At 67.7% G+C, this 16,742-nt stretch carries 23 protein-coding genes; 11 read left to right on the top strand and 12 right to left on the bottom strand.

Annotated elements, in window-relative coordinates:
* Window positions 1-45 precede the first annotated feature (45 nt).
* Both ACGFI7_RS38255 and ACGFI7_RS38250 read right to left on the bottom strand, forming a co-directional pair.
* Window positions 46-750: an NADPH-dependent F420 reductase gene (locus ACGFI7_RS38255; protein WP_393413553.1), complete on the bottom strand. Its 705-nt coding sequence runs from the start codon at window positions 748-750 to the stop codon at window positions 46-48.
* A gap of 110 nt (window positions 751-860) precedes the next feature.
* Window positions 861-1,004 carry a hypothetical protein gene (locus ACGFI7_RS38250; protein ID WP_393413551.1) on the bottom strand — a complete coding sequence of 48 codons (144 nt, stop codon included), beginning with the start codon at window positions 1,002-1,004 and terminating at the stop codon, window positions 861-863.
* Window positions 1,005-1,148: 144 nt separating this feature from the next.
* Here ACGFI7_RS38250 and ACGFI7_RS38245 point away from each other — a divergent pair, with 144 nt between their 5' ends.
* Together ACGFI7_RS38245 and ACGFI7_RS38240 are read left to right on the top strand one after the other, a co-directional pair.
* Complete coding sequence (locus ACGFI7_RS38245) at window positions 1,149-1,550, top strand: hypothetical protein (protein ID WP_393413549.1); 402 nt, start codon at window positions 1,149-1,151, stop codon at window positions 1,548-1,550.
* Window positions 1,511-1,951 carry a hypothetical protein gene (locus ACGFI7_RS38240; RefSeq protein WP_393413547.1) on the top strand — a complete coding sequence of 147 codons (441 nt, stop codon included), beginning with the start codon at window positions 1,511-1,513 and terminating at the stop codon, window positions 1,949-1,951. The genes ACGFI7_RS38245 and ACGFI7_RS38240 overlap by 40 nt, the downstream gene beginning before the upstream one ends.
* On the opposite strand, the gene ACGFI7_RS38235 is transcribed toward ACGFI7_RS38240, so the two are convergent.
* Window positions 1,948-2,760 carry a hypothetical protein gene (locus tag ACGFI7_RS38235; protein ID WP_393413545.1) on the bottom strand — a complete coding sequence of 271 codons (813 nt, stop codon included), beginning with the start codon at window positions 2,758-2,760 and terminating at the stop codon, window positions 1,948-1,950. The genes ACGFI7_RS38240 and ACGFI7_RS38235 overlap by 4 nt on opposite strands.
* Window positions 2,761-2,870: 110 nt before the next feature.
* Window positions 2,871-3,272 carry a hypothetical protein gene (locus ACGFI7_RS38230; RefSeq protein ID WP_393413543.1) on the bottom strand — a complete coding sequence of 134 codons (402 nt, stop codon included), beginning with the start codon at window positions 3,270-3,272 and terminating at the stop codon, window positions 2,871-2,873.
* A gap of 300 nt (window positions 3,273-3,572) precedes the next feature.
* On the opposite strand from ACGFI7_RS38230, the gene ACGFI7_RS38225 reads away from it, so the two are divergent.
* Window positions 3,573-4,091, top strand: a complete 519-nt coding sequence (locus ACGFI7_RS38225; RefSeq protein WP_393413541.1) for an HIT family protein — start codon at window positions 3,573-3,575, stop codon at window positions 4,089-4,091.
* A 2-nt stretch (window positions 4,092-4,093) separates the two neighbouring features.
* Here the strand turns inward: ACGFI7_RS38225 and ACGFI7_RS38220 are convergent, their stop codons facing one another.
* Together ACGFI7_RS38220 and ACGFI7_RS38215 are read right to left on the bottom strand one after the other, a co-directional pair.
* Window positions 4,094-4,756 carry a class I SAM-dependent methyltransferase gene (locus ACGFI7_RS38220; RefSeq protein WP_393413539.1) on the bottom strand — a complete coding sequence of 221 codons (663 nt, stop codon included), beginning with the start codon at window positions 4,754-4,756 and terminating at the stop codon, window positions 4,094-4,096.
* Window positions 4,749-5,468 carry a hypothetical protein gene (locus tag ACGFI7_RS38215; RefSeq protein ID WP_393413537.1) on the bottom strand — a complete coding sequence of 240 codons (720 nt, stop codon included), beginning with the start codon at window positions 5,466-5,468 and terminating at the stop codon, window positions 4,749-4,751. The genes ACGFI7_RS38220 and ACGFI7_RS38215 overlap by 8 nt, the downstream gene beginning before the upstream one ends.
* A 202-nt stretch (window positions 5,469-5,670) precedes the next feature.
* Between ACGFI7_RS38215 and ACGFI7_RS38210 the strand changes: the two genes are divergently transcribed.
* The 3 genes from ACGFI7_RS38210 (at window position 5,671) to ACGFI7_RS38200 (ending at window position 8,353) form a co-directional block, all read left to right on the top strand.
* Window positions 5,671-6,330: an HIT family protein gene (locus ACGFI7_RS38210; RefSeq protein WP_393413535.1), complete on the top strand. Its 660-nt coding sequence runs from the start codon at window positions 5,671-5,673 to the stop codon at window positions 6,328-6,330.
* 23 nt (window positions 6,331-6,353) lie between these two features.
* Complete coding sequence (thiL, locus tag ACGFI7_RS38205; protein WP_393413533.1) at window positions 6,354-7,421, top strand: thiamine-phosphate kinase; 1,068 nt, start codon at window positions 6,354-6,356, stop codon at window positions 7,419-7,421.
* Window positions 7,422-7,492: 71 nt separating this feature from the next.
* Entirely contained in the window at window positions 7,493-8,353 is an 861-nt protein-coding gene (locus ACGFI7_RS38200) for a phosphorothioated DNA-binding restriction endonuclease (protein ID WP_393413847.1), read from the top strand.
* A 20-nt stretch (window positions 8,354-8,373) separates the two neighbouring features.
* Here the strand turns inward: ACGFI7_RS38200 and ACGFI7_RS38195 are convergent, their stop codons facing one another.
* Window positions 8,374-8,673 carry a hypothetical protein gene (locus tag ACGFI7_RS38195; RefSeq protein WP_393413531.1) on the bottom strand — a complete coding sequence of 100 codons (300 nt, stop codon included), beginning with the start codon at window positions 8,671-8,673 and terminating at the stop codon, window positions 8,374-8,376.
* Window positions 8,674-8,796: 123 nt separating this feature from the next.
* On the opposite strand from ACGFI7_RS38195, the gene ACGFI7_RS38190 reads away from it, so the two are divergent.
* Window positions 8,797-9,252 carry a hypothetical protein gene (locus ACGFI7_RS38190; protein WP_393413529.1) on the top strand — a complete coding sequence of 152 codons (456 nt, stop codon included), beginning with the start codon at window positions 8,797-8,799 and terminating at the stop codon, window positions 9,250-9,252.
* Here the strand turns inward: ACGFI7_RS38190 and ACGFI7_RS38185 are convergent.
* Both ACGFI7_RS38185 and ACGFI7_RS38180 read right to left on the bottom strand, forming a co-directional pair.
* Window positions 9,240-9,641 (bottom strand): hypothetical protein, encoded by a 402-nt coding sequence (locus ACGFI7_RS38185; RefSeq protein ID WP_393413527.1) that lies wholly within the window; start codon window positions 9,639-9,641, stop codon window positions 9,240-9,242. The two genes, ACGFI7_RS38190 and ACGFI7_RS38185, sit on opposite strands and share 13 nt — an antisense overlap.
* Before the next feature lie 130 nt (window positions 9,642-9,771).
* Entirely contained in the window at window positions 9,772-10,134 is a 363-nt protein-coding gene (locus ACGFI7_RS38180) for a YybH family protein (protein ID WP_393413525.1), read from the bottom strand.
* 71 nt (window positions 10,135-10,205) lie between these two features.
* Between ACGFI7_RS38180 and ACGFI7_RS38175 the strand changes: the two genes are divergently transcribed.
* Window positions 10,206-11,087, top strand: a complete 882-nt coding sequence (locus ACGFI7_RS38175; protein WP_393413523.1) for a LysR family transcriptional regulator — start codon at window positions 10,206-10,208, stop codon at window positions 11,085-11,087.
* Here ACGFI7_RS38175 and ACGFI7_RS38170 read toward each other — a convergent pair whose 3' ends face one another.
* Genes ACGFI7_RS38170 through ACGFI7_RS38160 form a run of 3 tightly spaced genes read right to left on the bottom strand, consistent with a single transcriptional unit; the run spans window position 11,088 to window position 13,689 of the window.
* Window positions 11,088-11,699, bottom strand: coding sequence for a TetR/AcrR family transcriptional regulator (locus ACGFI7_RS38170; RefSeq protein ID WP_393413521.1), 612 nt, complete (start codon window positions 11,697-11,699; stop codon window positions 11,088-11,090).
* A gap of 2 nt (window positions 11,700-11,701) precedes the next feature.
* Entirely contained in the window at window positions 11,702-12,412 is a 711-nt protein-coding gene (locus ACGFI7_RS38165) for an SDR family NAD(P)-dependent oxidoreductase (protein WP_393413519.1), read from the bottom strand.
* Window positions 12,409-13,689: a cytochrome P450 gene (locus ACGFI7_RS38160; protein WP_393413517.1), complete on the bottom strand. Its 1,281-nt coding sequence runs from the start codon at window positions 13,687-13,689 to the stop codon at window positions 12,409-12,411. Before ACGFI7_RS38160 ends, ACGFI7_RS38165 begins: the two co-directional genes overlap by 4 nt.
* 73 nt (window positions 13,690-13,762) lie before the next feature.
* Between ACGFI7_RS38160 and ACGFI7_RS38155 the strand changes: the two genes are divergently transcribed.
* The 3 genes from ACGFI7_RS38155 (at window position 13,763) to ACGFI7_RS38145 (ending at window position 16,694) form a co-directional block, all read left to right on the top strand.
* A complete protein-coding gene (locus ACGFI7_RS38155) occupies window positions 13,763-13,930 on the top strand; it encodes a hypothetical protein (RefSeq protein ID WP_393413516.1) in 168 nt (55 codons plus the stop codon).
* Window positions 13,931-13,998: 68 nt separating this feature from the next.
* Window positions 13,999-16,530: a polysaccharide lyase family 8 super-sandwich domain-containing protein gene (locus ACGFI7_RS38150; protein ID WP_393413514.1), complete on the top strand. Its 2,532-nt coding sequence runs from the start codon at window positions 13,999-14,001 to the stop codon at window positions 16,528-16,530.
* 32 nt (window positions 16,531-16,562) lie between these two features.
* Window positions 16,563-16,694, top strand: a complete 132-nt coding sequence (locus ACGFI7_RS38145; RefSeq protein ID WP_393413512.1) for a hypothetical protein — start codon at window positions 16,563-16,565, stop codon at window positions 16,692-16,694.
* Window positions 16,695-16,742: the final 48 nt, after the last annotated feature.

Raw genomic sequence — 16,742 nt, 5'->3', positions numbered from 1 at the left:
ATGACCGGTGGGAGGAACGCGGTCGCCCGCGTTCCTCCCACCCTGTCACTCCGTGTCGCGGTAGCGGCGGGCGGCGTCCAGCGCGGCGCGCAACTCGTCGGCGCTCGCAGGAGAGCCGGGATCATCCCCGGATATCCCCTTGCCCCGAGGGGCCTTCGCGTACGGCACCACGTACGCGGCGGTGTCCCGCTGGAACCGCCACCCCTCGGCCAGCGGCCCCGCGTCGACGGCGTCGAACCCGAGCTTGTCCAGCAGCTCGACGACCGCCGCCTTCGCCTCGGTATCGTCCCCCGCGATCGGCAGCGCCGTACGGTCGGCGGCCCCCGAAGGACGGGCGAGCGAGGCCAGATGCTTGAAGTAGATGTTGTTGAAGGCCTTGACGACCTTGGCCCCGGGCAACTGCCGTTGCAGCAGCTCGCTGGTGGTGGTCTCCTCCGCGTCCAGCTCCGGGATCTGCCCGTCGCGCTGCGGATAGTAGTTGCCGGTGTCCAGCACGACCTTCCCGGCCAACGGCTCCGCCGGCACCTGATCGATGTTGCGCAGCGGGATCGTCACCACCACCCAGTCCCCGGCCGCCGCGGCACCGTCCGGCGTGGAGGCACGAGCCCGCGGCCCCAACTCCTCGACCAGCTCCGCCAGCGTCTCCGGACCACGGGAGTTGCTCAGCACCACGTCCAGCCCGGCGTCGACGGCGAGGCGGGCGAGCGTGCTGCCGATGTTGCCACTGCCGATCAATCCAAGAGTTGCCATGCCCCCCACAACCGCACCCTCGGAGCCTCTATTCCTACCCAACAGGAGGGTTACTCCCCCTGGACCGGTCGTTTACCTTCATCGGGAGCCGCGCCCCTGCTCCGCATCCATCAGCGGAACAGGTCGTCGACGCTCTGGGCGGTGACGGCGCGGGTGGCCCAGCCTTCGAGCTGGTCCAGGTCGGTGCAGGCGGTGACGCGGGCCCGGATGTCGTCCGACAGCTCGAAGCCCCGGGTCTCCAGCAGAAGCAGCACCAACCGCCCAGCTTCCTCGGGCGCACCTCGGTCAGCCGGGACAGCTCCCCGATCAGCATGAGTTGACCTTTGCATCGGTGTGAAGCCATAACGTCGCCTCGTCGAACGGGCATTCCGGCCCGTGCATCACCGCTGGAGCAAGCCATGTCCTCTTTCGTCGCCCACCGCGACGGCCGCCAGGCTACCGCCGCGGAACTCGCGCCGCTCGCCTTCGCGGGCTACGCCCACTTCACCGCCATGCAGGTCAGGGGAGGTCGCGTACGAGGTCTCGACCTTCACCTGGAGAGGCTGCGGTCCGCCTCCATAAGGCTGTTCGGCCGGACGCTTCCCGGCGACCTGGTTCGGGCCCGGCTGCGGTCGGCCCTCCTGGCAGGCCCGGCCGACCTCTCCCTGACGGCCACCGTGTACTCCCCGGCGGGCGAGTTCACCGTGACCGACCTGAAGCTTGAACTGCTGGTACGCACCGGCCTGCCCGCGTCCGGCCCCTCCCCGGGGGACCGCTTTTGTTGGCGGCGGTCGAGCACGAACGGGTGCTCCCCGCCGTGAAACACGTCGGCGAGGTGGCCAAGACGTACTTCCTGCGCCAGGCCGTGGCCAGCGGCTTCGACGACGCCGCCTTCGTCGACCGCCGTGGTCGGCTCATCGAAGGGATCCATCTGGAACCTGGCCTTCTGGGAGGAGGCGGCGGTGGTGTGGCCCGAGGCGGGGATGTCGGGCAGCACCACTATGTCCATCGTCCGCCGGCAACTGGACCGGCTCGGTGTCCCCAACGAGTCCAGGAGATCACGCTCACCGACCTGCCATCGTTGGCCGGGGCCATGGTCATGAACTCGTGGATGCCGGGGGTTGCTGTACGGCAGATCGCCTTGACCTCTCTGCCTGAGGCGCCGTCTTTCGTGCGAATGCTGCACCAGGCGTACGAAGGTGAGCCGTTCAGCGCTCCTTAAGCCGTCCGCTCGCCCTTACGTTGATCTTCCAACTCATCGAATAGGTCGTCGAGGGTTTGGGCGGTGACCGCACGAGTGGACCAGGTCTCGAGCTGGTCGAGGTTGGTGCAGGCGGTGATGTGGGCCCGGATGTCATCGGAAACCGCGAAGCCACGAGCTCCGAGCACGAGCAGCACCACCCGAGCGGCTTCTTCCACCCTGCCCACTGCTTTGCCCTTGGCCCTGCCCTCTGCTTTGACTTGGGCAAGGCCGTCTTTGAAACCGCGGCCGTAATGCTCGCGGGCGAAGGGACTGTAGACGGGCCAGGCGGTGGACTTCATGCCGTGGACCTTGACCGCCATGGCCGAGAGGGCGTGGTGGGCTGAGGTCTCGTGGGTGTCGGTGATGATCGGAATGTCGTCCGGCCCCAGCACGTGGGGGTACAAGCGGTAGCCGGTCAGCCCGGAATCGACCGGCGCTGCGTAGTGAGCGGCGACCTCTTGGTCAGGGCAGACGACCAGGACGGCCACGTCGCAGCGCAGCAGCAGCCACAGGGCGGCGGCATAGCGGGCGAGCTGTTTCGGGTCCTTGGACTTGTCGTGCTGGACCTCCACGACGATGGCGTGCGCGGGCTGGTTGGGCGGCCCCAGGACGACGACCACGTCAGCTTCGAGTTCTCCCGAGGGGAGGTCGCTAGACGCGCTGTCCTCGACGCGGATCAGGGCAGTGGCGGGCATCTCCACTCCCCTGAGGTCGCGCAAGATCTCCACTGCCAGCTCGGGCCGGTCTTTGAACAGCTGAATGAGTGCGTCATGTCGGGGGGATGGCATGCCACTCATTGTTACATAGCAATCACTGTTAGTGTTATCGGGTGGCGAGCAGTGGCGAGCTTCCCGACTCCACGTGATCAGGTGCGGCGGGCTGCCCCGCTACCTGTGCCTTAGCTGCCCTGGGTGAAGATGGTCTTCGACTTCGAGCACGACCCGGTGGGCTGCTTGGCGGTGCCTCGGCAGACCTGGACCTTGATCTGCAGCACGTACCCGTAGCTCCTGCGGAAGGTGCCGACGCCGGGCTTGCAGTAGTAGAAGCCGTGGGTCTTCCAGCGCCCGTTCTTCGCGCTCTGGGCGCGGACGATCACCCAGGAACAGGCCTTGCCGGGGATGTCCCGCACGTTGCCGGAGACAACGAACCCGGACTGGCCCACCGTCACCTTGCCCCAGGCGCTGGCCTTGGCGTCAGTGGAGTACGCAGTCCCCCACTTCCAGGACGTGCGGTCGGCAGCGGCGGGGGAGGCCACGGTGAGGGGGAGGGCCAGGGCGGCGAGGAAGGCGAGCATGCGCATGAGGGAACTCCGGGGTGACGCGTGACGTGATCACCTCTAGAGATAGGCCGAGCGCCTTGCGATCGGCTTGAAGCCGAGCTGTGAGCCCTGTCCTCGTCGCCTACGGAGGAATCGGCCACAAGGGCATATACAGGATGCGATCTGTAGGGAACGAGTACATAGCTTCACATGAGGTAGCGAGTACCTGAGTGTTAGTGGTGCTGACCAGCGAAAGCGCTTGGTGACTACGCATCATCACTGTATTTCGTGCACACTAGGAACTCGGTCCCCACGGCCGTGGGGGACATCCAAGGAGGTTCTATGCACGCCCTGGCTGTCCGCTACCGGCGATCACATCCTCGAATATCAATGATAAGCAGATTTGCCCACATATTTAGGCTGATCTCCCGCAAGCTGAGGGTTGCGACGACGGTGGATAAATCCTGGCAAGACGATTGCATATTCTGTCTTCGTCATGATCCGAAGCTCAATCGAATCCTGTGTGAAAACACTACGTTCTTTGCCCGGCACGACAACTATCCCGCTGTCGCGGGCCATGTGGAGATCGTTCCGAAACGGCACGTTGCGTCCTTCTTCGAACTGACGGATCACGAAATTCTGGAAGCCTACGCTCTTCTCCGCGAGGCGCGTAGCAAATTGATTAAAGAATACGATACTCCGGACGGATACACCATCGGCGTCAACGAAGGGAAGGCAGCAGGGCAATCGATCGAACACCTGCACGTTCACCTGATTCCACGCTACTTCGGTGACGTCAAGGACCCCCGTGGCGGAATCCGCCAGGCGGCACCTAACTGTGAGCCCGACAGTTGGCTGTGAGGCTATGCCGAGCTGCCCCATGCGATGAACCAGTTGCGTCGTCCCGTTCGGAGTACCCGCACGTCATCGAATCCAAGACAGCTCATAGCGGAGGAGAAGTGCTCTGGCTGGACGAACGTGAACCATCTCCGGCCGTTGAGGGTTCCTCCGTCCCGCCATCCTTCACCCGTTCCTGCCTGCATGCTAATGGCTGCCACACCTCCCGGTGCCAGCACGCGAAGGATTTCGGACAGGGCTTGGGGAATCACGGACGAGGGGAGGTGAAGCAAACTGCCTGATGCCCAGACGCCACCAACGGCGCCTGCGCGGAAGGGAAGCCGTAGCGCATCGAAGGCCGTGTAAGGCACGCTGGGCGTGTTATCGGCCTCCGCATGCCGCCGAGCGCATCGAAGCATGCTGACGCTGATATCGCCGGCGATGACCTTCCTGCCGAGCGCCGCTATACGATGGGCGTCACGGCCGGCCCCACACCCGAGGTCGAGCAGAGGCAGACGCGCAGGCGTCATGTCCGCGAATGAGAGCACCTCGGCTTCGAGCCCCGGGAAACTTGCATAGTCTCCTGTGGTCATCGCATATTCTTGAGCCTTCTGGCTATAGGTTTGCGTGGTGATTCTGATGACCGTTTCCACTGATGTGGTCGTGGATGTTTCCGATGCTTCAGACATGTTCCAGTTCGTCTTGGCCGAGTAGGTGACAAAGGGAGTTGAGCTCATGCCAGGTTCGGGCACAGTCAAGCTGATCATAGCCATGGCTCGCGTCGAAGCTCACGCATCCGATGAACTTGGACCTGCCATTTCTGACAGGGCTGGCGAAGACAGCACCTCGGTGCCTGTATCGCTCGAAATCCGGCCATGAGAAGCCCATCACGGCGTCCGGACCGTTCTGCTGACGGTAAGTCGCGAACTTGCTCTCGTCTGTCAGGTGCTGGGCAAGATCCAAGATGTTCAACCCGACCTCATGGTTGCGCTTCCAGCACAACCCCACGACGCCTATGCCGCGTGCCGGTCGGAGAGAGCGGGTCATGGGCGTGGAGCCCAGCCGATACGTAGCGATCCGGATAAGCTCGCCCGCAGGATGGCGTAGAGTACGCCTTCGCTGCCACACGTGAAGCGCTGGATCGCTGGGGGCCAGCGTGGGCCGGACTTTTGAGGTGACTTCGAGAAGCTGGCCGAACGTGGTGAGAATCTGACCCCGTATGACCACTTGGCGTTGGACCCGGATCCTGTGCGTGAGCGCTTCGAAGGGTGTCAGGACACCGAAGACGCCGACCACCGCGATGAGAGTCACCAGGATGTACGGGTGCTCCGCCGTGATGAACTGCCAGGTAGCGGTGGAAGGATAGCCATATTGCTTTCCAGCGAGCGCCAGCGTGGCCATGAGCAGGACGCTGCGGTCTGCGGTCCGCGCGGTTGCCAATCGCACAATCGCCTGCCGTTCCAGTGCACTCGTTTCTGCTCTTGGTCAGATGTGCTGGTGAAGTATTATGGCATTGAATCCCGGCAGCTCCGCTTTAGGTCATCCTTGCCGGTCGGAAAGGTGTCGTCCTAAACTCCGAGTCGAGGGCGGTATGCATACTTCTATGGATGGTTCATGCTCGGGTGCTGATTTTTGTCAGGAGTTGTCCGGGCATGCTGATACCGCGTTCAAGAGCGTCTACGGCGGTGATCCACCTGAGCGGATCATTTCACGGAGTGAAAATCTAGCACTGTTGGTTGATATGTCGCCATTGTGTGTGGGACACCTTCTGCTTGTGCCAAATGGCCACTATGTGAGCTTCGCGGAAGTTGTCAAAGAGTACTGTGCGGAGGTGGAGCACGCTCTCGATCGCATTTTCGACTTCTACGTAGAGAGCATTCGTGAGCCGGTCATTCTGGAACACGGATCTTCACTTGAGATGGATCGCGGCGCCTGCATCAGTCATGCGCACTTGCATGTGTTACCCCTCGAATGGGAAGCCATCCATAAGGAGATGTCGGAGGACGGCCTCGCATGCACCGAGCTGGGCGGAATTGGAGCGCTCGCGAAGTTCGGTGAGGGCGGCTCGCCGTACTTCTATTGCGCGGACAGATCTCGGTCCCATGTATACGATTCCAGGCGTGATTTGCGAAGGCAGTATTTACGTTCGATAGCAGGACGACTTCTGGGCATACCGGATCCGGAATGGGACTATGCAGTGGTCATCCGCAAAGATATACTGCACACCACGATGAACCTGACCTCGGGGTGGCTTATCACATAAGTTCGAATCCTACGGGGAGAAGCATGGTGGAAGTCAAAGCTGCTTCCGATGAGCCGACACGTCTCGCGGAGATCATCCACCCTTTGTTCGCTGACCAGGCACGTGGCTGGTCCAGCCGGCTCGACAACGGCAGCAGCACTCGATTGCTGGCGGGTGTTCCTGCACAGGACGACTGTGCGGTGTTCGGGCTGCTGGGAGACCAAGAGCTGGTTCTGGGATCCGACTATGTCCGTGGTCCCAAGTTCCAGCTCTACGAGCTTGGCCACCTGAACGAATATGACATCGGCTACTACCTGGCAATCGCGAACTTCAGCGACATCGCCGCCATGGGCGCCCATCCGATAGCCCTGCTATCTGTGATCCGATACCCCAAAAACATGCCGGATGATGTATTCAGCCAGGTCATAGAGGGTGTCCGGGATGCCTGCGCAAGCGTCGGAGCCCCCAATGTCGGCGGTGACATCGGCACTGCCGAGCGTCTGATCCTTTCCGCCAGCGCGATGGGTGTGGTCGAGCCGGGACGGTCGTTGCGTAGAAACGGTGCGCGTCCAGGAGACCTGCTGTACATCACCGGCCCCACCGGGATCGCCGCCGCCGCACAACTGTACTTCAGCAAGATCGTGAGTACGGGTGCAACCAGGCTCGACGGCATGGAAGAGGAGCTGATCGGTGCCTGGAAACGCCCGAAAGCGCTTGTCCGGCACGGCCGGTGTCTAAGCCGCAGCGGCGTGGTCACCAGCTGCCAGGACTCATCAGACGGGCTCAAGGCTGGAATACAGACGATCGCCACCTTGAGCGGAGTGGGATTCTTGGTCGAGGAGGATACGCTACCCATCGCGGACGTGGTGGCCGAGGTGGCCAAGCTCGGAGGCGCCGATCCCGTGGGTATGGTTTTGGGGGATTCCGTCGACTTCCAGCTCGTCTTCACGGTCGCGGCAGCGGCGCAGTCGCGGCTGGAAGAAGAGCTCACCGCCGGCGGATTGCCTTTCCACCGCATCGGCGTGGCCACCGAAGATCGGGCAGTCATGCTGCGCCGTCTCGATGGCTTGCTGGAAGACCTGCCGGGGGTGGAGTGGAGGCACTCCACCTGAAACTTGCTCTTCCCAGCCACTGATCTCGCGGGTGATGGTCGAATGCCTCCACATCCTTCGAGAACCGGAAGATCCGGCGCTGGACCAGAGGCGGCGAACGGGCGCCGCACAAGCCGCTCCTCCTGCTGTGCGCGCTGGGCCGGTTCCAGCGTCACGGCAACCGGCCCATCCCCTTCAGCGCCGCGGAAGCCGAGCTCAAGAATCTGCTCAAGGAGTACGGTCCGCCCCGCGACACCAGCCCCGGCTACCCGTTCCACCATCTGACCAGCGACGGCCTGTGGCTGGTCGAGACCCGGCACGGTCCGGGCAGTCCTGGCCCTGAACTGGGCAGGCTGCGCGACAGTCAGGCCAGCGGCCGGCTTCACCCCGATCTGGCCCGGGCGTTGTCGGAGGAGCCCGGGCTGCTGGCCCGGATCGCCCGCTGTCTTCTCGACGCCAACTTCGCCCCGTCCCTCCACACCGACCTGTGCACCCTGGTCGGCCTCGACCTGGAGACACCGGAAACCGGCCAAGAGATCAGGAAGCCGCCGGCCGCCCGCCGCGACCCGGGTTTCCGTGACCGGGTGCTCATGGCGTACGAGTACTGCTGTGCGTTCTGCTCGTACGACGGCTGGCTGGGTGGTGCGGTGGTGGGCCTGGACGCGGCGCATGTCCGCTGGTGGGCCTTCGACGGGCCCGACGACCTGGTCAACGGGCTGTGCCTGTGCGCGATCCACCACAAGCTGTTCGACAAGGGCGTACTCGGGCTGACCGAGGAGCGGGCCATCGCCGTCTCGGCCAGGTTCGTGGGCCGGTCGCAGGCGTCGCGCGACATGGTGCTCTCGCTGGCGGGGCGCCCGGTACGGGACCCCCAGCCGGGCCTGGACGCGGTCGGCCAGGACCACATCAGCTGGCACGGCCGCCAGGTCTTCCGCACCCCCGCCCGGGGTTGAACTGGACTACCTCGCCTCCATCATCGGAACAGGTCGTCGACGGTCTGGGCGGTGACGGCGCGGGTGGCCCAGCCTTCGAGCTGGTCCAGGTCGGTGCAGGCGGTGATGCGGGCCCGGATGTCGTCCGACAGCTCGAAGCCCCGGGTCTCCAGCAGAAGCAGCACCAACCGCCCAGCCTCCTCCGCCTTACCTTCTGCCACGCCCTCGGCCTTGCCCTCGGCTCGGCCTGCTGCCTTGCCTTGAGCTTGGCCCTCTTCGAGGCCGCGGCCGTAGTGTTCGCGCGCGAACGGGCTGTAGACCGGCCAGGCGGTGGATTTCATGATCTCCTCCAGGAGGCGCCGCGCGGCCAGGCCGTGAGCGTGTTCATCGTACTTCGGAGCGTAGTCATGATGCCGCTCAGTCGACGATGAACGAACCCTTGGCTCGGCCAGTCATACTCGACTATGAGGCGATTCGCCGTGGCGAGTGCGTGGTCGGCCGCGTTCGTCCTGGTTGTCCCGATGGCGGGGCTGGCGGTGGTGGCGTCGTTCCTGCAAAGGCCGGTGGCCTTCCTGGGCTGGTACCTGGCGCTGCTAGTACTGGCCTATGTCCTGGGGCTCATCCCGCTCGCGCTGTTCAGGTTGTCGCCCGACTGGTTGCGGGCGCTCGCCGCGGCGCTGGTGATGTACGTGGTCGCGCTCATCGTGCCGGTCACCACCGCCATGGCGACCTTCCCGATCCACCTGATCAGGTGCGGCGGGCTGCCGATCGTCGCCACGGATTTCGCCTCCGCCAGGAGCTACACCGTGCCCAGCAGCGCGGAGTACGAGGTGACGCCGCTGGACAGTCGCTTCTTCTGCACCGAGGACGAGGCCCGCGCCGCCCGCTACCACCGTTGGCCGCTGTCTCAGCCGCCCTGAGTGAAGATGGTCCGCTGCTTCGAGCACGACCCGGTGGGCTGCTTGGCGGTGCCCCGGCAGACCTGGACCTTGATCTGCAGCACGGATCCGTAGTTCTTGCGGAAGGTGCCGATGCCGGGCTTGCAGTAGTAGAAGCCGTGGGCCTTCCAGCGGCCGTTGGTCGCGCTCTGGGCGCGGAGGATCGCCCAGGAGCAGGCCTTGCCGGGGACGTCCCGCACGTTGCCGCGGACGACGAAGCCGGACTGGCCGACCGACACCTTGCCCCAGGCGCCGGCCTTGCCGTCGGCGGAGTAGACGGTCCGCCACTTCCAGGACGTGGGGTCGGCGGCGGCCGGGGCGGCCAGGGTGAAGGGGAGGGCCAGGGCGGCGAGGAAAGCGACCAGACGCATGGGAACTCCGGGTGGTCGGTGAAGTGATCACCTCTAGAGATAGGCGGAGCGCCTTGTGACCCACTTGGAAGCCGCTGCCAGGCCGACGGCCCTTCATCAGCAATCAGATTCGGGGGAGGGAGGCGTCGTCCTACCCCGGGGACACGAACTCGGGCTGGTCGAGGACGCGCAGCCAGCTCCCGTCGGGCTGCCGGCGCACCACCTGGGCCCGGGCGCCGGCGCCGTCCTTGGGCGGGGTCGACGTGAGGGCGAGGTCGCCGCAGACCAGGGTGGGCAGCGGCTCCTCCGGGGTGAAGTGCGGCCGGCCGGCCAGCACCTTCTCCCACAGGGCCTGGATCGCCTGCCGCCCCACCGTCTGGCTCCCCGGCGGGTACGCCAGCACCGCGTCCTCCTCGTACAGGGCGGCGACCCCGGCCGCGTCGCCGGCGTTGGACCGTTCGACGAACAGGCGGGTGATGTCTTCGGGCCGCATGGCCTTCTCGTGTGCGCTCATGTCTCCAGCATCGCCGTCTCCACGGCCAGAAGTCCAACAGATGGTTCTCATACGAACTAGAATCTGAGCTTATGGAACTGCGGCAGTTGGAATACTTCGTCGCCGTCGCCGAGGAGCGCAACTTCACCCGCGCCGCCGAACGCGTCCACATCAGCCAGTCCGGCGTCAGCGCCCAGATCCGCAGGCTCGAACGCGAGCTGAGCGCCGACCTGTTCGACCGCCACTCCCGCACGGTCACCCTCACCGTCGCCGGCAAGGCCGCGCTCGACCACGCCCGCGCCGCGCTCGCCGCCGCCGAGAACGTCGGCCGGGCCGTCGGGGAGGTGACGGGCCTGATCCGGGGCCGGCTCACCGTCGGCATGGTGCTCGGCTGCACCGTCACGCCGTTGTTCGACGCACTCGCCGCCTTTCACCGCGCCCACCCGAACGTGGAGATCGCGCTGCTGGAGGGCAACTCCGACGAGCTCGTCGAGAGCGTCCGGGCGGGCACCATCGACCTGGCCCTCGTCGGCACCGGCAGCGCCGAGCACGACGGGCTCGACCTGATGACGATCATCAGTGAGAGCCTGGTCGCCGCGGTGCCGCCCGGCCATCCGCTGGCGGACCGGCCGCGGGTCACGCTCGACGAGCTCACCTCGTACCCGATCATCTGCATGCCCCAGGGCACCGGCCTGCGCGCGGTCTTCGACCAGGGATGCCAGGCGGCGGACCGGTATCCGGTGATCGCGTTCCAGGCCGGCGCCGCGGACGCCATCGCCGACCTGGCCGCCCGCGGGCTCGGTGTCGGCATCCTCAGCGAGTCGATGGCCGAGGAGCACCGCGACCGCCTCACCGCGCGCGTCATCGCCGACGTCGAACGACCCGCCCTGCTCGCCCTGGTCTGGAAGAACACCCACAATCCAGCCGTACGGGAGGCGCTGGCGCAGTGCCGGAAGGCGTTCGCGCGGCAGTAGTCAGGGCCGGTCGAGCCCGGTGGCGAGTTCGGCGATGACCAGGTCGATCCGGCGGCCCAGCACGGCCGCCGACGGGACCCGCTCCGGCTCCTGCCACTGGTCCACCACGATGCGCAGCGCCGCCAGCACGGCCGCCGCGCACACCGCCGGATACACGGAGTCCGACGACCCGACCCGTTCCCCGATCGCGTCGGCGAGCGCCTTCTCCTGGGCGGCGAGCACGGCGAGCTGCTGCGGCACCAGTGACGGCGTCCGCTTGATCAGCCGTACCACCGCGAGATAGTCGCGGTTGGCGGCGTCGCTCTCGTTGAGTATGACCAGCACCGCCTCGCGGAAGGCCCGCAGGACGGATTCCGTACGCGGCCGCGCGCGGAACTCGGCGATGAGCGCCTCCGCCGCCGACGAGACGGTGGCCACCACGGCTTCTTCCTTGCTGGAGAAGTAGTTGAAGAAGGTCCGCAGGGCGACGTCGGCCTCGTCGGCGATCCGCTCGACGGTGACGTTCTCGACGCCGTCGCGGATCGCCAGACGCAGCGCCGCGTCGCGCAGCGCCGCCCGGGTGGCCTGCTTCTTGCGCTCGCGCCGCCCGACGGCGGGTGCCGGAGTGCCCATCGCTACAGGACCAGCCCGCCGTTCACCCCGAGCACCTGGCCCGTCACGTACCCGGCGGCCTCGGAGCACAGGTAGGCGCAGGCCGCGGCGATCTCCTCGACGGTGCCGACCCGCCCCACGGGTACGAAGGATCCCAGGGTCTCGTTGTCCGGCATGTTCCCGTCGTCGCGGGCCCGCCGGGCCATCGGGGTGTCGACGGGGCCGGGCGCGATGGAGTTCGCCGTGATCCCGAGGCGCGCGTAGTCCCAGGACAGGGCCTTGGTGAGGGCGATCACCCCGCCCTTGGACGCGGCGTAGTGCGCCTGCCGGGGCGAGCCGTTCTGCCCGGCCGCCGACGAGATCGTCACGACCCGCCCCCAGGAGGCGGCGACCATGTCGGGGATCGCCGCCTGGATGACGTTGAACGTGCCGGTCAGGTTGACGGCCAGCACCTTCTGCCACACCTCGGGCGTGATCGCGGTGAAGTCCGTGAACGGGGCCAGCCCGGCGCTGGTGACGACGATGCCGACCGGTCCGAGCTCGGCCCGCACGGTGGCGAGCGCCCGGTCCACGGCCCCCCGGTCGGTGACGTCGACCCGGAGGCCGAGCCCGTCGCCCGGCGTCTCGTCGAGGTCGAGCGAGGCGACCCGGTGGCCGCGGGCGGACAACTCGGCGGCGACGGCCAGGCCCATGCCCGACGCGCCGCCGGTGACGACGGCGACCCGGGCGCTCATGACCACGTCACCGGCAGCTCGTGCACGCCGAAGATCAGCATCTCGTTGCGCAGCGGGACCTTCTCGGCCGGGACGGCCAGGCGCAGGCCCGGCAGGCGGGTGATCAGCTCCCGGAGCCCGATCTGCATCTCGACCCGGGCGAGCTGCTGGCCGAGGCACTGGTGGACGCCGTGGCCGAAGGCGAGGTGCGGGGTGCGGGGGCGGTGCACGTCGAGCCGGTCGGGGTCCGGCCAGTGCTGGGCGTCGCGGTTGACCTCGGGGGTGGCGACCACGACCGTGGCGCCGCCCGGGATGTCCGCGCCGCCGAGGGTGACGGGCTCGGTGGTGACCCGGCTGACGCCGAGCTGGATGATGCTCAGGTGGCGGAGCAGCTCCTCGACGGCGTTGTCGATCAGCGCGGGATCCTCGCGCAGCGCGGCGAGCTGGTCGGGGTTCTCCAGCAGCGCGAACATGCTCAGGCTCAGCTGGTTGGCGGTCGTCTCGTGGCCCGCCCCGAGCAGGACCAGCGCGACGTCCACGAGCTGGGCGTCGGTGAGCGGCGGGTCGGCGTCATGGACCAGCCCGGACAGCAGGTCGTCGGCCGGGTTGTCGCGCTTGTGGGCGACCAGCCGCTGCATGAACCCGTACAGCTCGGCCCCGGCCAGGGCGCGCTTCTCGGGGTCGGAGGAGGTGTTGAGCGCGATGGCGGTGTGCTCCTGGAACGAGGCGCGGTCGGCGTAGTCGACGCCGAGCAGCTCGCAGATCACCAGTGACGGCAGCGGCAGCGCGAACGCCGGCACCAGGTCGGCCTCGTCGCCGGCCGCCTTCATCGCCTCGATGTGCTCCACGGCGATCTCGGTGACCCGCGACTCCAGCGCCTTCATCCGGCGCACGGTGAACTGGCCGGTCAGCAGCCGCCGCAGCCGGGTGTGCTCGGGCGGGTCCATGAAGACGAAGAACCCGTCCTCCCGGGTGGCGGGCGGCTCGGGGGCGGGAGGCGCGTCCACCTCGTGCGGCTGCAGCGACGTGGCGTCGCGGTGACGCATCTTGTCGGCGCTGAACCGCGGATCCGACAGTACGGTGCGCGCCTCCTCGAATCCGGTCACCAGCCACGCCTGCGCGCCGTTGGCCAGCGGCAGCGGCTGCACCGCGCCCTGGCCGCGCCGCGCACGCAGGCCGGGCGGCGGGTCGAACGGGCACTGGCCGCGCTCCAGCATGTCCGCGGGGATGATCCGGCGCATCGCCGTGGGGCTCGAACTCGGCGAGTCCGCCGCGGCCTGCGGGGTGTCGTCGCTCATCTACGCATCCTGTTCCCGGGCGGGCACCCGTGGGCGAAGAGACAGTGACCTCAAACGTACACAATACGCATCAATGCGCGTCATGCAAGATCAGCGCTGCGGGATCAGCGACGTCGACGGCCCCGACCTCGTCCGCGCGGGATGCGGCGCAGACCTCGCCACCCACCAGGCCGGCTGCCACGCCCGGAACCAGATCACGCTGCCGGCGGACGCCGTGACCCTGTCGTACGCCGCCGACTGAAAGATTTTTTCGCACGCATGGAGAAGTCTGACTATAGATTTCAACGCGGCGAATAGGGATCATGTGGGGTGTCACCGACCCGCCTGGAGCTCGCCGTGCCGTACCTGTCCCGCCGCCAGGTTCTCTCCCTGATCCCCGCCGCCGGTCTGCTCTCCCTGGCGCCCCCAGCCCGGGCGGTCTCGGGGACCGACCACGGCCGGCTGCTCGCCAACACCGTCGCCATGCTGGCCGGCACCCCCGATTCCAACACCCGCCCCGAGGTCGCCGCCAAGCTGGCCGCCGTGCTCAGAACCGCCAGGCAGCGCCTGGCCGCCATGGACCAGGCGGGCGACGGCGAGCTGTTCGCCGGTCTCGCGCTCGGCTCCGACGACGTCGCGCTCCGGCAGGCCTTCCAGTACCTGTACGAGATCGCGCTCGCCACCCGCACCCCCGGCGGCGAACTCGACGGCGACGTCACCGTCCAGCGCCGGGTCGCCGACGGCCTGCACTGGCTGCACGAACGCCACTTCGGCGACCAGACGGCGGGCTACTACGGCAACTGGCACAACTGGGAGATCGGCATCCCCACCCACGCCACCCGGACCCTGGTCCTCCTGTCCGACCTGGTGCGGGCCGAACGACCCGACCTGACCGGCACGTACCTCGCCACGATGGACGCCTACCTCCGCAACGGCGAGAACGGCGACGTCGACCTCGACTCCCGCTTCCACACCGGCGCCAACCTCGCCGACATCACCGCCAACCGCATCCTCCAGGGCGCGCTCACCGCCGACGACGCCCGCGTCGCCAAGGCCATCGCCGACCAGGCCACCGTCTTCGCCACCGTCGACCCGTACGACCTGCGGCACGGCGTCACCGACGGCCACTACCAGGACGGCTCCTTCATCCAGCACCACTCCGTCGCCTACACCGGCTCGTACGGGCGCATCCTGCTGACCCGCGTCGTCCAGACCCTCAAGGTGCTCGAAGGCGCGACGACCGGCAGCCCCTCCGGCCTGGCCGACGTCGTGTACCGGTGGATCACCGACGGCTTCGCCCCGCTGATCTTCGAGGGCTGGATGATGGAGATCGTCAAGGGGCGTGCCGTCTCCCGTCCCCAGACCGGGTACGCCGACGTGGGGGTGATCGTGGAGGCCATCGCCGACCTGGCCGACCACGTCGGCGGTGACGGCGCGCTGGCGTTGAGGAAGTACGTCAAGCACCTGCCGGCCGCCGACACGGCCGCCTTCGTCTCCCCGGTCAGCATCGCCCGGTACGCGGCCATCCGCGCCGACCCCGCCGTCCCGGCCGCCGACCTGAACCCGCCCGCGCGGTCCGTGGCCTTCAACGCGATGGACCGGACCGTGCACCGGCGACCGGGGTACGCGTTCGCGCTGGCGCGGAGCTCGGACCGGATCAGCAAGTACGAGTACATGAACGGCGAGAACCTCATGCCCTGGTTCCAGGGCGACGGGGCCTACTACCTCTATCTCGCCGGTGAGGACCAGCGGGAGGCGTTCGGGGTCGACTACTTCACCACCGTTTCCCCGTACCGGCTGGCCGGGATCACCGCGCCGGTGGAGGAGCGGCGGACGGTGCCCGAGCTGTACGGCCGGTTCTGGTACGAGAACCCGGGCCATCCGCTCGGCTTCACCTCGTCGTCGGAGTCGCAGAACACGTACGTGTACTTCCCGCGCGGCGAGAACGCGTTCTCCGGCGGCGCGACGCTGGACGGGTACGGCGCGGCCGGGTTCGTGCAGTCCGACGACGTGGCCTGGACCGCCAAGCGGGAGGGCCTGCTGCCCGAGGACTTCGTGACCTATCAGAACGCGCGGGCCGTCAAGTCGTGGTTCATGCTCGACGACGAGATCGCGGTGCTGGTGGCGGGGGTCTCCGGGCAGGGCGGGCGCGACGCGGTCACGACCGTGGACAGCCGCATCGCCGCGCCCGGCGACGCCGTCGCCGTCAGCGGCGAACGCTGGGGCGGGGGAGCGTGGCAGGCGGGCGACGCCGCGCCCGTGCGGTGGCTGAGGTACGCCAACGACACCCGCGGCACCGCCGTCGGCTACGCCTTCCTCACCAGGCAGCCCGTCACCGCCGGGCTGGAGACGGTGACCCGCAGCCGCAGAGTCGTCCGTACGAGCAATCCCGACACCCTCGTGACCAAGAACGTCTTCACCGCCTCGGTCACGCATCCCGCGCGAGGCGGCGTCCCGGGGATCGCCTACGCGCTGGTGCCCGGCGCGACCGAGACGAGGCTGCGCGGGTACGCGCGCGGACCCCTGACCGTGCTGGCCAACGACCGGCACATCCAGGCGATCCAGCACCAGGGCCTCGGGATCGTGGCGGCCAACGTCTTCACCGCCGGGCCGCGCCTGGCCGGGCGGCTGCTCGTCGACGGGCCGGCCTCGGTCATCGTACGGTCGGGGGAACGCACGATGGTCGCGCTGTCGGACCCGACGATGAAGCAGGACCGGGTCGGCGTCGTGCTCCCCGGGCCGCGGCTGCGGGTCGACTCGGCCGACGAGGGGGTGAAGGTGCGACGGGTGCCGGGCGGAACGCTGATCCAGGCGACGACCCGCCACGCCTACGGCCGCACCTTCACCGCGACACTGCGCTGAGCCTGGTCATCCCGGGAGACGACATCGACGTCGTGGGTGCGGACCGGGCGCCGATCGCCAAGGAGCCCGAGCCCATCCCCGTCGTCGCCATCTCGCGCGGCGGGGGCGACTGCGCGGGACTCGACGCCGCGTTCGGACCGGCGGAACTGCTCGCGGCGTGGTAGACGGAAAGAATCTTCCCGGCGATGTCGATCCCGGCGGTGTCCCGTCGA

This window comes from Nonomuraea sp. NPDC048826 (genome assembly GCF_043198225.1).
Lineage (GTDB): Bacteria > Actinomycetota > Actinomycetes > Streptosporangiales > Streptosporangiaceae > Nonomuraea.
The sequence above is the reverse complement of the archived record's forward strand: the minus strand, read 5'-3'. Positions and strand labels throughout refer to the sequence as shown.